The sequence below is a fragment of the Streptomyces himalayensis subsp. himalayensis genome, from assembly GCF_013778455.1.
Taxonomy (GTDB): domain Bacteria; phylum Actinomycetota; class Actinomycetes; order Streptomycetales; family Streptomycetaceae; genus Streptomyces; species Streptomyces himalayensis.
The window spans coordinates 67,409-80,443 of record NZ_JACEHE010000008.1; the positions used below are offsets into that span (position 1 = coordinate 67,409).

Below are 13,035 nucleotides of genomic sequence, written 5' to 3' on the forward strand. Positions count from 1 at the left end.
TCGCGGGTACCCGCGCAATGGTCCCGGGCGTCCTGGGCTGGGATGTTGCCGTATGGATGTTGCCGTATGGCGCGGCTCGCGCACGGGGCGTAGCGTCGTGATCGAGAGCTGCTGGGGAGGCCTGCGATGGTCCGCAACGTCCTCGGGTCCGTCCTCGCTCTCATAGGAGCGACGGCCGCCGTCTGGAGCCCCTTCCGTGTCTGGTACGACGGCCGTCTCGGGCGCGACTACCGCCTCGCGGAGCTGTTCTCCGGTACCGGTGTCACGGCCGCGAAGGCCGAGTTGTTCGGCTCGCTCGTGCTGCCGTTCGCTGCCGCCGCGGTGGTGACGCTGGTCGGGATCGTGCTCCGCTCGCGCGGTCTGGTGGCCCTGGCGGGCCTGATCGTCCTGGGCTTCGCCGTGCTGTGGATGGTGCGGCTGGGGCTTGCCCAGGGCAGCCTGACGGTCGGCGGTGACGGTCCCGGCCTTGAGACGGGTCTCCTGGGCGCGGTCGGGGGCGGCGCGGTGCTGCTGCTCGCGGCCCTGGTGATGCCGGGGCGCAAGCGGCGCCGGAGCCGCAGGCGGCGGACCACACCGCCGGCCGCGGCGGAGCCCACGGCCACGGTCGAAGGTTCCCGGGCCGGCGAGGACCAGCCGTACGACGAACCGACGCGTCCGATCTGGCGGCGGCCGCCGGACCACACCTGATCGCTCAGCGGGCACCCGTCCGAGCATCGCTCCCCACCCCGCCCCTTCCCGTAACCAGGGGGCCAGCCCCCTGGACCCCCGGTCCTCAATCGCCGGACGGGCTGAAAACTCAGCCCGTCCGGCGCTTGAGGACGAGCCCGTCAGGGCGATCAGGGGGTCTGGGGCGCAGCCCCAGGGTCCCGGGGACGGCGCGGGGTCACCCCCGCGCCGTCCCCGTCCCCTTCTCCGCGTCCAGCGCGTACACGCAGCGGTCCTTGCTGCACGCGTACACGACCCCGTCCTCCACGACCGGCGACCCGGTGATCTCGCCGCCCGTCGCGAGCTTCCAGCGCAGGCGGCCGTCGTCCGCCTTGAGGGTGTACAGCAGATGGTCCGTCGAGCCGAAGTGGATACGGCCATCGGCGACGGCGGGCGCGCCGACCACGTCACCGCCCGCCTGGAAACGCCACTTCGGGGTGCCGGTCACCGCGTCCAGCGTGTACAGGCCCTTGCCGCTGCCCACATGGACATGGCCGTCCGCGACCAGGACGGGGTCCACGGAGGACCGGGACTCGGTGGCGATGCGCCAGCGGTCGCGGCCGTCCGTCGCGTCCAGGGCGTACACCGTGCCGAGGTAGTCGGCCAGGTAGACGCCGCCGCCGGTGACCGCGGGACCGGGTACGTACGCGGGCGGGCTCAGGAAGACCGCGGGCGCCTCGAAGTGCCAGCGGACGTGGCCGCTCGCCACGTCGACCGCGAGCACCCGGGTGCCCGCGGAGATGTACACATGGCCGTCGGGCGCCGGCGTCAGTCGTACCGGCACGCCGCCGCAGGACGCGGCGTCGCCGATCGGGTACGACCAGCGTTCGTCGCCGGTGCGTGCCTCGAGCGCGCGCAGCCGCGCGTTCTGCCACACGTACACCGTCCCGTCGTGCACGACGGGCCCGGCCTCCGGGGTCTCGAAGTCGCTCTGGGCGCCGGTGATCTCCCAGAGCTTGTCGCCGTTCCCCGCGTCCCAGGCCTGGACGCCGCCGCCGCGCGTTGCGGTGATCACGGTGCCGCGGTCGGCCTTCAGCGAGTAGACCCAGCCGTTGACGGTCAGCCGCCACAGGTCGGAGCCCTCGCGGGCGTCGAGCGCGAGGAGCGTGGGCCCGTCCGAGGCGTGGATACGCCCGTCGGCCACCGCCAGCGACCAGGCGACGTCCCGCGTCTTGAACCGGCGCCGGCCCGTGCCGACGTCCAGCGCGTGGACCTCGAACGACGTGACATACACGAGGTCTCCGGCGACGACGGGCGTCCCCCACACCTCGTTGGACATCCGGAACCGCCAGGGGCGCCAGGCAGCTCCCGCCTCGGGCTCGGGCACGGGTGGTGCGGTGGTGGGCGCGGGCACCGCGGGAGCGCCGTTGACCGCGGCGCCGGCCCGTGACCAGGAGGCGGCGAGGCCCCCGGCGACGGGAGCGGCCTTGACGGCGGCTGCGCGGGCGTCGGCCACGCGGGGTCCGGGCCCGATGGGCACCTGGGCGCCGGGAAGGCGTACGGGTCCGGCGTCCGGGGCGGGGCCGCCCTGCCGGCCGCCGCCGTCGCCCACGGGCGCGGGCCCCAGGTGCTGCTCGGGCGCCGGGGGGAGCTCGGGTCGCGGGGGTACGGCGGGGGCGGCACCCCGTCCGCCGCTGCGCCCGGAGCCGCTGCTCCTGACGGGCGGGCGGCCGCCCCGCCGGGCCTCGATCAGCGCCACGGCACGTTCGGGCAGCCACGCGGACGCCGTACCGCTGTCGTCGGAGCCCGGCCCGAACAGATGCGGTGCGAGCTGGGCCTGGAGGTCGGCGGGGGTGGGGCGGGCGGTCGCCTCCATCTGCATACAGGATTCGATGAGCGGACGGAGTTCGTCCGGCAGCCCTTCGAGGTCGGGGCCCTCGCGCAGCAGCATGAACACCGTCTCGACGGGGTTCGCGCCGTGAAAGGGCGCGTGCCCGGTGGCGGCGAAGACGAGGGTCGAGCCGAGCGAGAACACATCGCTCGCGCCCGTCACGCTGCGGGAGTCCTTGGCCTGCTCGGGCGACATGTACGCGGGGGTGCCGACGGCGACGTTCGTCATGGTCAGGCGGGTGTTGGAGACCCCGGATGCGATACCGAAGTCGATCACGCGCGGCCCGTCCTCGACCACGAGCACGTTCGACGGCTTGAGGTCGCGGTGGACCAGGCCGGCGCCGTGGATGGACTCCAGCGCCTCGGCGACACCGGCCGCCAGCCAGCGCACCGCCTGGACCGGCAGCGGCCCGTGCTCGTTCACTATCTCCTCGAGCGAGGGGGCGGGAACGTACGCGGTGGCGAGCCAGGGCACCGCGGCGCGCGGGTCGGCGTCCACGACCGCGGCCGTGTAGAAGCCGGACACGGCACGGGCCGCCTCCACCTCGCGCGTGAAGCGGACGCGGAACAGCTGGTCCTCTGCGAGCTCGGTCCTGACGGTCTTGATCGCCACACGCCGGCCCGAGGCCGACCGCGCGAGATAGACCAGCCCCATGCCTCCGGCACCCAGCCGGCCCAGCACCTCGAACGGCCCGATCCGCCTCGGATCGTGCTGCGTCAGCTGATCCACCACTTCCTGCCACCTCCCCGTACGCCGCTGCGCCGCAGCAGCCACTGCGCAGCGTCTCACCCCGGATCGCCACGGCGCCGCGCACCCCGATTCTTCCTGTCTTGGGCACCGGTTGCGAACCCGGGGCCGCTTCGGGGTGTCTCAGGGCAAAACGTATCCCTTACTTCCCCGCCGCCGCCCCGGGTGACCGGGTTCAGTCCTGCAGCACCGCGAACGACGCGCCCTGGTCGTCCATGAGAACCGCGATGCGGCCGTACGGGATGTCGAAGGGTGGTGCCTGAACGCGGCCGCCCAGCCGGACCACCGCATCGGCTGTCGCGTCGCAGTCGGCGACGTTGAAGTAGATGAGGAAATGGGAGGGCATCTCGACGGGGAAGGCGCCGGACATCACGCTCCTGCCGCCGATCGCGGTGTCCGGTCCCGGCTTCGCGCCGGCGGGCGACCAGGTGCGGAAATCGACCCCGGCGTCCTCCAGGTCGTATCCGCCGTAGCCGAAGACGCTCTCGTAGAAGGGGTCGACGACCGTCTTGTCGCGCGAGTACACCTCGGTCCAGCAGAAGGACCCCGGCTCCTGCTGCTTCTCGAAGCCGGTGTGGGTGCCGCCCTGCCAGAGCCCGAAGACGGCGCCTTCGGGGTCGGCCGCGAGCGCCATGGTGCCGAAGGGCCCGACGGGCATGGGCTCCACGACCAGCTGCCCGCCGGCGTCCCGGATGCGGCCGGAGAGCGAGACCGCGTCGGGGGTGGCGAAATAGACGGTCCAGACGGTGGGCATCCGGCCGTCCTGCTTGGGCGCGAGGGCCGCCACGTTCTTTCCGTCGCTGTACGCCTGCGTGTAGTAGCCGTACTCCGCGCCCGCGCCCTCGTCGAAGGTCCAGCCGAAGATCTCGCCGTAGAAGCGCTTGCCCGCTTCGACGTCGGGGAGCATCGCGTCCACCCAGCACGGAACGCCTTCCGCGAAGGTTCTCTCGCCCATGAGCCTGCCCTGCCCCTCTTTTCTCTGTGGTCCCTCTGGTTTCGGTGTCCGCCCTGTGGCACCCGCCCACACCCACGTGTGGCGTCCGTCACACATAAGCTAACGGCCGCTCACGGCGCCCGCAGGCCCTTGATTCGAACACTTGGTCAATTTCTCATCCACCGATCATGTCCACAGGCTGTTGATAACACTTGTGCATAACCGCCCGTACGTGAACATCCTGTGACGCACGAGACGTGGGTGACACACGCTCACGGAGGCCGCCAACCCCATTTGCAGTCGGCCGAATCGCGCTCCGATCACCCCTCGGTAAGCTGACGGCATGACAGGACAAGTACGTACCGTTGACGGCCGTGTGGCCGGAAGGCGCGGGCAGGCGACGCGTCAGAAGCTGCTCGAGTGCCTCAGTGAAATGCTCAGCTCGTCGCCCTATCGGGACGTCAAAGTCATCGATGTGGCCCGGAAGGCGGGGACCTCGCCCGCGACCTTCTATCAGTATTTTCCGGACGTGGAAGGGGCGGTCCTCGAGATCGCCGAGCAAATGGCCGCGGAGGGCGCCGGGTTGACCGAGCTCCTCGCCGGCCGGTCCTGGGTCGGCAAGGCGGGCTGGCAGACGGCACAGGACCTGGTCGACGGCTTTCTCGACTTCTGGCGCAAGAACGACGCGATCCTCCGGGTCGTCGATCTGGGCGCAGCCGAGGGCGACAAGCGCTTTTACAAGATCCGGATGAAGATTCTCAACTCCGTCAACAATTCACTTACCGAGACGGTCAAGGAGCTCCAGGCCAAGGGCAAGGTCGACAAGGAGGTGAGCCCCGCGGCGATCGCGGGTTCCCTGGTCGCCATGCTCGCCGCGGTCGCCGGGCACCAGAAGGGCTTCCAGTCCTGGGGTGTCAAGCAGGCCGAACTGAAGCCCAACCTGGCCCTGTTGGTGCATCTGGGCATCACCGGAAGGAAGCCGACCCGGTAGCCCCGGGCAACCGAAGTCCTGTCAGGCAGGCGGCAGCTCACCCAGGTGATCTGCCGCCTGTTGCGTTGCGGGGAGATGGGAGACGGCGGCGGCGGACTGGGTGGCGTTCCTCACCGCGGCCCAGTCTGCCCGTCGGTGCGATGGCGGAGGCCGGGTCTGCCCGTCTGTGCGATGGCGGAGGCCCGGTCTGCCCGTCTGTGCGATGGCGGAGGCCGGGTCTGCCCGTCTGTGGGCAGGCGTTCCGCACGACCGTCAGCGGCGAGCGCCCCGCGGCACTGTCATCGAGGCGTCAGCCGGAAAACGCGAATCTCCCGCTCGACCCGTGCCTGGTACAGCCCGTACGGCGGCCAGAACCCGAGCGCCTCCTCCCACACCCGCGCCCGCTCCTCCCCCTCCAGCAGCCGCGCCGTCACCGGGATGTCCCGCCCCCTCCAGTTGATCTCGGCGTCCGGGTGGGCGAGCAGGTTCACGGTCCACAGCGGGTGGTCCGGCCGGCCGTAATTGGAGCCGATCACGATCCAGTCACCTGACGCCTCCGGCATGCAGGCGAGGGGCGTACGCCGGGGCAGACCGCTCTTGGCTCCGCGCGCCGTGAGGACGAGGCCCGGCAGCGCCTGCGCGCTGAGCTGCACCTTTCCACGGGTCAGCCGGTGCACGGCGAGGTCCACCGCGGGGAGGAAGTGCGGTGCCAGCTTCATGAAGGCGCGGGAGCTGGAGACCTTCTGCACGAGGCGCAGCGCGGGCGTGCCCGAGATTGCAGGAGACATCAGATGCCGGCCTCCTCGAAGAGTCCCGACCGTTCCGCGGCATGGGCCCGAAGGCGGTGCACCGGGCCGAAGAGCAGTTCGTCGCTCGAGGCGCGCTTGAAGTACAGGTGCGCGTCATGCTCCCCTGTGAAACCGATGCCGCCATGCAGTTGCACGGCCTCGGATGCGGTGGAGCGCAGCGCCTCGAGGGCCTGCGCCAGGGCCAGGCTCCCCACGGCCCGCTCCTCGCCGCCCTGACCGCCGACCGCTGCCGCGGCCCAGGCCGCGTAGTACGCGGCGGAGCGCGCCGCCTGCACCTGTACGTACATGTCGGCCAGCCGGTGCTTGACCGCCTGGAAGGAGCCGACCGGGCGCCCGAACTGCTCGCGCTGCCGTACGTACTCGACGGTCCGCTCGAGCACCCGGTCGGCCGCCCCCACCGCCTCCGCGGCGATCACCGCGGCGGCCGTCTCCCCGACGGCGGTCAGGGCAGCCGCCACGTCGGCCTCGCCCTCGGCGCCCTCGGCGCCACTCTCCCGTCCGGCCTCTCCGAGCAACTCCGCTTCGACGTCGCGCAGTTCGACACGCGCCTGCGGGCGGGTCTCGTCCAGCGACGTCTGCCGGGTGCGCCCGAGCCCCGCCGTCCCCTCCCGCACGAGGAAGAGGAGCGTGCGCGAGCGGGCGAAGCCACCGGTGTGGGCGGCCGCCAGGAGGAGTCCGGCGCTGTGGCCGTCCAGCACCTGCTCGGCCTGCCCGTACAGCCGCCAGCCCCCGTCCGCCCGCCGCGCCTGCACGCCGCCCGCGCGGCCGCCGCCGGCCCAGTCGCCGCGGTTGTCCCCGGTCAGCCCGAGTGCCGTGGCGAGCCCCGCACCGGGGACCGCGAGGGTCGCGGTGAGCGCGCCCGAGGCGATGCGGGGCAGCAGTTCCGCACGCTGCCGCTCCGTGCCGAGGGCCATGAGGAGAGGCGCCGCCAGGACGGCGGTGGCCAGCAGCGGGGACGGCGCCAGGGCCCGGCCCGACTCCTCACAGGCAAGGGCGAGTTCTTTGACTGAGCAGCCCACGCCTCCGTAGGCCTCGGCGATGGCGAACCCGGGGAGGCCGACCTGCTCGGAGAGCGCGGTCCACAGGGCGGTGTCGTAGCCGGCGGCGGTCCGCGTTGCCGATTTCACCTCGTCCGGACCGCAGCGTTTAAGCAGGAGTTCTCGCAGGGTGCGGCGGATCTCGTCCTGCTCGGCGGTGAAGGTGGCATCCATCGGCGGGGCTCCTCCCCGGGCCGGATCCGTACCGAACCCGATCGGATCTGAGCAGCTGTCCACGTGTCCAGGTGAAGATCCCTGTGTCCAGCACAGCTAATCTGACGGTGCGTCATGTTAGGGCTCGAGTGCACAGAAGCACAGGGGCGGGATCGCTTGGCAGGGTCCGCTTGGTCGGGATCACTTGGCCGGGATCGCTTGGCCGGGATCACTTGGGCGGGATCGCATGGGCAGGATGACGCACGCCGCACCACTTCCCCTCCCGTCGCCCGCCCGATCTGATGTACCGTCAGATTCATGCCAGGTTCATCGACCTCCGGCGCAGCCGGGACCCGCAAGGTGGCCGTCGTCGGCATAGCCCTCTCGGACTGCGGCCGCGTCGACGAGACCACCCCCTACGCCCTCCACGCCCAGGCCGCCCGCCGCGCCCTCGCCGACTCCGGGCTCGGCCGCGAGGTCGTCGACGGCTTCGCTTCCGCGGGGCTCGGCACTCTCGCGCCGGCCGAGGTGGCCGAGTACCTGGGCCTCAGGCCCACCTGGGTCGACTCGACCTCGGTCGGCGGCTCCACCTGGGAGGTCATGGCGGCCCATGCGGCGGACGCCATCGCGGCCGGGCACGCGAACGCCGTGCTGCTCGTCTACGGCTCGACGGCCCGCGCCGACATCAAGGCGGGCCGCCGCACCTCCAACCTGTCCTTCGGCGCGCGCGGCCCCCTCCAGTTCGAGGTGCCCTACGGGCACACGCTGATCTCGAAGTACGCGATGGCCGCGCGCCGCCATATGCACGAGTACGGCACGACGCTCGAGCAGCTCGCCTCGGTGGCCGTACAGGCGCGCGCCAATGCCGCGCACAACCCCGACGCGATGTTCCGCGACCCGATCACGGTCGACGACGTCCTCTCCGGCCCGGTGATCGCGGACCCGTTCACGAAGCTGCACTGCTGCATACGCTCCGACGGCGGGGCGGCCGTGCTGCTGGCCGCCGAGGACTACGTACGGGACTGCCGCACCGCCCCTGTCTGGGTTCTCGGCACCGGCGAGCACGTCTCGCACACCACCATGTCGGAGTGGCCGGACTTCACGGTCTCCCCGGCGGCGGTCAGCGGACGGCTGGCCTTCGAGCGCGCGGGCGTGCGGCCGGACGAGGTCGACGTGGCCGAGATCTATGACGCCTTCACGTACATGACACTCGTGACGCTGGAGGACCTCGGCTTCTGCGCGAAGGGCGAGGGCGGTTCGTTCGTCGAGAAGGGCCGCCTGACGCTGACGGGCGACCTGCCGGTGAACACGGATGGCGGCGGGCTGTCGGCCCAGCACCCGGGGATGCGCGGGCTGTTCCTGCTGGTCGAGGCCGTGCGGCAGCTGCGTGGCGATGCGGATGAGCGGCAGGTGCGCAGGCCGGGCGGCCGCCTGCCGCAGCTCGCGGTGGCGTCCGGTACGGGAGGGTGGTTCTGCTCGTCGGGGACGGTGGTGCTGGGGCGGGGGTGAGCGCGGGCCGAGGGCTGCTCGGGGTGACGGGCTCCCGGGGACTCCGAGGCATCCGGGGCTTCCCGGGCCCGAGGCACCCGAGGCTTCCGGGCCCGAGGCATCCGGGCCTCGGGGGGCTTCCGAGGCACGAGGCATACGGGGATTTCGAGGCTTCGGAGGCACGAGGCCTCCGAGGCTTCCGGGGCACGAGGCATCCGGGGCTCGAAGCATCCGAGGCTTCCGGGGCTCGAGGCATCCGAGGCCGAGGGCTTCCGGGGCCTCCGAGGCTTCCGTGGCCTCCAGGGGAGCGCTGTCGGTGCCAGGGGGATACTCAGGCGCATGGGAACGGATCTTCACGAATTGCTGAGATCACTGCGGGTGTGGGACACGGAGCTGCCCGGCTTCGACCCGTCCGCCGCGCCCGCCGAACCGCTGCCGCTGTTCGAGCAGTGGTTCGCCGAGGCCGTGACTGCGGGCCAGACCGAACCGCACACCGTCGCCCTGGCGACGGCGGACGAGGACGGTCTGCCCGACGTCCGCACGGTGATGCTGCACGGGGCGGACGCGGAGGGCTGGTCGTTCGCGACACATTCGACCAGCCGCAAGGGCCGGCAGCTGGCCGCGCGCCCGTATGCGGCCCTGGGGTTCTACTGGCCCGTCCACGGCCGCCAGGTCCGTGTCCGCGGCCCCGTCACGGTGGCGCCGCCGGAGGAGAGCCAGGCGGATCTGCACGCCCGCTCGACCGGCGCACTGGCGGCCGCACTGGTGGGGCGCCAGAGCGAAGTCCTGGAGTCGACCGAGGAGTTGACGCGGGCCTCAGAGGTGGCTTGGGAGCGCGCCCAGCGCGAACCGGACGCCGCTGCCCCGTCCTGGACGCTGTACCGGGTCGCCCCGGACGAGGTGGAGTTCTTCCAGGGCGACGAGCGGCGGCGCCACGTCCGGCTCACGTACCGCCGGACCGGGTCGGGCTGGGTCAAACAACTGCTGTGGCCGTGACGAGGCAGACGGGCTGGGTCAGACGGCCGCTGTGGCCGCCGTGAAGAGGCAGACCAGGGAGTCCTGTACGGGGCGGTAGCCGATGCGCTGGTAGAGACCGTTGCTGGTGGGGTTGGCGAGGTCGGTGAAGAGCAGCACCTCGTCGGCGCCCGCGGCCAGCGCGGCGCGGCTCACCTCGGCGGTGGCGGCACCCGCATAGCCGCGGCCGCGCAGCGCCCGCGGGGTGTAGACGGGGGCGACGCGGACCATGCCCGCGATGCGCCGGGTTGCGCCCGCCATGGACACCGGGGTGCCGTCGGGTGTCTCCCAGAGCGTGACGCCGCCGTAGGCGAGGCGGCTGTCGGCCCACTCGCCCGGGTCCATGCCGGGCCCGTCGCCGACGGCTTCGCTGAACTCGGTGTGCCAGCGCTTCAGCAACTCCCGGTCGCCTTCGCCTGCGACCCGGGCGCGGCCGGGCGGCACGGGCTCCGGCGGCGTGAGCTTCTCGAGCCGGTAGAGGCGCTGGCGGAGGCCGACACGGGGGACCGCACCGGTGCGCTTCTGCCAAGCCACCCCGAACGCGTCGGCGGTCGCCTGTTCGGCCGCCACGCCGGGCACATCCGCGGTCCGGTCGGCCAGCCGCTCCGCCAGGGCAGCCGCGGCCTCCGCCGGTACGGACGTGAGCTGAACCGGAAACGGCGGCGTCCAGAGGAAGGCACCGACGACCTCACCCCGTACCGAGAGCGTGCCGAACAGCGGTTCGCCTGCGCCATAGACATGACGACCGCGCACTCGCAGGTTCTCGGTGACGGTCAGCAGCACGGTGTGCAGGACGGGATCAGCGCGCAGGAAGTCCCCGGCGCGGTCCATGAAGTCGTCGAGGTCGCTGGTCAGCTGCCAGTCGATGTCATACGAGGGTGCGGCCATACCTCATGGTGGCGGGAGCCGCAGGTACGGCGGAAGCTAATTTCGGGGTTGCCCGTGCCCCTGGTCCCCGGCCGCCGCGGGCCGGAACACCGGCACCACGAAGTCATCGCCCGCCACGGCCCGGAACGCCACCTCCAGCCTCATTCCGATCCGCAGCGCCCCCTCCTCGCAGTCCACCACCTCCGTCATCATCCGCGGCCCCTCTTCGAGGTCCACGACTGCGGCGACGTAGGGCGTGCGCGTACCGAAGGGCGGCAGGTCGTTCCTGTGGACCACGGACCAGGTGTAGAGCGTGGCGCGGCCGCTCGCCCGTTCCCAGTCGGTGTCCTCGCTCCAGCAGTGCGGGCAGAACTCGCGGGGGTAGTGGTGGGCGCGGCCGCAGGCACGGCAGCGGCGCACCAGCAGACGGCCCTCGGCCGCCGCCTCCCAGTAGGGGCGGGTGAACGCGTCGGGTTCGGGGAGGTCGAACCGCGGGGCCGCGCTTGCCGGCGTCATCCGAAGAGTCCGATCGCGCTGTCGAGGGACCAGGTCTGCCAGGACATGCCGAAGAGCGCGACGAACGAGATCAGCGCCATCATCGAGTTCTGTCCCTGCTCGGCCCAGTCATGGATCATGAGGACGAGGTAGAGGACGTTGAGCAGCAGCCCGCCGACCAGGGCGATCGGCGTCAAGAAGCCGAGGATCAGGCCGAGGCCGAGTGCGAGTTCGGCATAGACGACGACATACGCCATGACCTTGGGCCGGGGTGCGACGACCGTGTCGAAGCCGCTGCGTACCGCGTTCCATCTGTGCTTCGCGGCGACGTCCGCCGCCCACGCGATCCCCGTGCCCCGCTCGAACCAGCCCTTCTTGTCCTTGTGCCGCCAGCTCTCCAGCCACCACAGACCGAGTCCGATACGGAGCACGGCGAGCCATTCCGCACCGGTGAGCCAGATGGACTCCATGGGCGGGTTCCTCCCACTGCTGGACGCTATCCCGACGGCACTACCGACACCCGAGGGTGTTGCCGACGGCAAGTACCTGACGGTACGTCAGTTCAGCGCATCAGGACGCGCCTGACAAGAGCCCTGCCGACGCTCGCGCCGGCGGCTCCGCGTGCGCACGCGGTACCTCCGGGCACGGAAAGGGACTCGCAAGAGCCCGGTTGACGCCCGTGATCGATTCGCAATCGGTTTCCGCCTCGACCATGTCCCTACCAGGGGCAACGCCGATACGCTCCCGCCCATGAACGACTCGACCACCCCCGCACGCCCCTCGGTGCCGCACCACGAAGACCGCCCCGTCTACGTGATCGGCGGCGGGCCAGGCGGGCTTGCCGCGGCCTTCGCGCTGCGGTCTCGGGGCGTACGAGCCGTCGTACTCGAGCGGACGGAGCACGTCGGAGCCTCCTGGCGCCGGCACTACGACCGCCTCCATCTGCACACCACCCGGCGGCTGTCCGCCCTGCCGGGACTGGCCATGCCGCGCTCCTTCGGGCGGTGGGTCTCGCGCGGCAACGTGGTCCGCTACCTGGAGAAGTACGCCCAGCACCACGAACTCGAGATCGTCACCGGGGTCGAGGTGTCCCGCGTGGAGCCGTCCCCCGACGGCTCGGGCTGGCTGCTGCACGCCACGGGCGGACGCGAACTGACGGGCAGCGCCATCGTGGTCGCCACCGGCCACAACCACACCCCGCGCCTGCCCGACTGGCCCGGCCGCGGCTCGTACGCCGGCGAGCTGCTGCACGCCTCCGACTACCGCAACGCCGCGCCCTACGCCGGCCGCGACGTCCTCGTCGTCGGCGTCGGCAACACGGGCGCCGAGATAGCCGTCGACCTGGTCGAGGGCGGCGCCTCGCGGGTGCGGCTCTCGGTCCGCACGGCACCGCACATCGTGCGCCGGTCCACGGCGGGCTGGGCGGCCCAGTTCACCGGCATCCTGGTGCGTCGGCTGCCGGTCGCCGTCGTCGACCGCCTCGCCCGGACCCTGGCGAAGATCAGCGTCCCCGATCTGACGGAACACGGCCTGCCGCGACCGGACACAGGGCTGTACTCCCGCGTCAACGAGGGCTCCATCCCGGTGCAGGACGTCGGCCTGATCGACGCCATACGCAAGGGCCGCGTCGAACCGGTGGCGGCCGTCGAGTCCTTCGAGGACGGCAAGGTCGTCCTCGCGGACGGCAGCCGCATAGGCCCGGAGGCCGTCATCGCGGCCACCGGCTACACCCAGGGGCTGCAGGAACTGGTCGGCCACCTCGACGTACTCGACGGGCGAGGCCGCCCGGTGGTCCACGGCGCACGCACGCCGGAGAACGCCCCCGGCCTCTACTTCACCGGATTCACCAATCCCATCAGCGGGATGCTCCGCGAACTGGCCATCGACGCGGAGAAGATCGCCAAGGCGATCGCCGGAAGAGCGTCGGCGCCGACCCGTTCCTGACTGGGCGTCAGTTCAGTAATCTGACTATGCGTCAGTTATTG

At 71.9% G+C, this 13,035-nt stretch carries 12 protein-coding genes; 5 read left to right on the forward strand and 7 right to left on the reverse strand.

Annotation, left to right across the window (positions count from 1 at the left end; all coding sequences use genetic code 11):
- Positions 1-126 precede the first annotated feature (126 nt).
- Positions 127-687 carry a hypothetical protein gene (locus tag H1D24_RS15275; protein WP_181658099.1) on the forward strand — a complete coding sequence of 187 codons (561 nt, stop codon included), beginning with the start codon at positions 127-129 and terminating at the stop codon, positions 685-687.
- Positions 688-883: 196 nt separating this feature from the next.
- On the opposite strand, the gene afsK is transcribed toward H1D24_RS15275, so the two are convergent.
- Together afsK and kbpA are read right to left on the reverse strand one after the other, a co-directional pair.
- Entirely contained in the window at positions 884-3,268 is a 2,385-nt protein-coding gene (gene afsK / locus H1D24_RS15280) for a protein serine/threonine kinase AfsK (protein WP_181658100.1), read from the reverse strand.
- 190 nt (positions 3,269-3,458) lie between these two features.
- Positions 3,459-4,238, reverse strand: a complete 780-nt coding sequence (kbpA, locus tag H1D24_RS15285) for an AfsK-binding protein KbpA (protein ID WP_181658101.1) — start codon at positions 4,236-4,238, stop codon at positions 3,459-3,461.
- A gap of 322 nt (positions 4,239-4,560) precedes the next feature.
- Between kbpA and H1D24_RS15290 the strand changes: the two genes are divergently transcribed.
- Positions 4,561-5,208, forward strand: a complete 648-nt coding sequence (locus H1D24_RS15290; protein ID WP_181658102.1) for a TetR family transcriptional regulator — start codon at positions 4,561-4,563, stop codon at positions 5,206-5,208.
- 278 nt (positions 5,209-5,486) lie between these two features.
- Here H1D24_RS15290 and H1D24_RS15295 read toward each other — a convergent pair whose 3' ends face one another.
- A complete protein-coding gene (locus H1D24_RS15295) occupies positions 5,487-5,975 on the reverse strand; it encodes a nitroreductase/quinone reductase family protein (protein ID WP_181658103.1) in 489 nt (162 codons plus the stop codon).
- Positions 5,975-7,207: an acyl-CoA dehydrogenase family protein gene (locus tag H1D24_RS15300; protein ID WP_181658104.1), complete on the reverse strand. Its 1,233-nt coding sequence runs from the start codon at positions 7,205-7,207 to the stop codon at positions 5,975-5,977. The genes H1D24_RS15295 and H1D24_RS15300 overlap by 1 nt, the downstream gene beginning before the upstream one ends.
- A gap of 297 nt (positions 7,208-7,504) precedes the next feature.
- Here H1D24_RS15300 and H1D24_RS15305 point away from each other — a divergent pair, with 297 nt between their 5' ends.
- Positions 7,505-8,695 carry a thiolase C-terminal domain-containing protein gene (locus tag H1D24_RS15305; protein WP_181658105.1) on the forward strand — a complete coding sequence of 397 codons (1,191 nt, stop codon included), beginning with the start codon at positions 7,505-7,507 and terminating at the stop codon, positions 8,693-8,695.
- Positions 8,696-9,013: 318 nt separating this feature from the next.
- Positions 9,014-9,670 (forward strand): pyridoxine/pyridoxamine 5'-phosphate oxidase, encoded by a 657-nt coding sequence (locus H1D24_RS15310; protein WP_181658106.1) that lies wholly within the window; start codon positions 9,014-9,016, stop codon positions 9,668-9,670.
- Between the two features lie 18 nt (positions 9,671-9,688).
- On the opposite strand, the gene H1D24_RS15315 is transcribed toward H1D24_RS15310, so the two are convergent.
- The 3 genes from H1D24_RS15315 to H1D24_RS15325 are packed head-to-tail and all read right to left on the reverse strand — an operon-like array spanning position 9,689 to position 11,520.
- Positions 9,689-10,576 carry a GNAT family N-acetyltransferase gene (locus H1D24_RS15315; RefSeq protein ID WP_181658107.1) on the reverse strand — a complete coding sequence of 296 codons (888 nt, stop codon included), beginning with the start codon at positions 10,574-10,576 and terminating at the stop codon, positions 9,689-9,691.
- Between the two features lie 36 nt (positions 10,577-10,612).
- Positions 10,613-11,071 (reverse strand): Zn-ribbon domain-containing OB-fold protein, encoded by a 459-nt coding sequence (locus tag H1D24_RS15320; RefSeq protein ID WP_181658108.1) that lies wholly within the window; start codon positions 11,069-11,071, stop codon positions 10,613-10,615.
- Positions 11,068-11,520: a DoxX family membrane protein gene (locus H1D24_RS15325; protein WP_181658109.1), complete on the reverse strand. Its 453-nt coding sequence runs from the start codon at positions 11,518-11,520 to the stop codon at positions 11,068-11,070. The genes H1D24_RS15320 and H1D24_RS15325 overlap by 4 nt, the downstream gene beginning before the upstream one ends.
- Before the next feature lie 280 nt (positions 11,521-11,800).
- Here H1D24_RS15325 and H1D24_RS15330 point away from each other — a divergent pair, with 280 nt between their 5' ends.
- Positions 11,801-12,994 carry a flavin-containing monooxygenase gene (locus H1D24_RS15330; RefSeq protein WP_181658110.1) on the forward strand — a complete coding sequence of 398 codons (1,194 nt, stop codon included), beginning with the start codon at positions 11,801-11,803 and terminating at the stop codon, positions 12,992-12,994.
- The last annotated feature ends 41 nt before the right edge of the window (positions 12,995-13,035 follow it).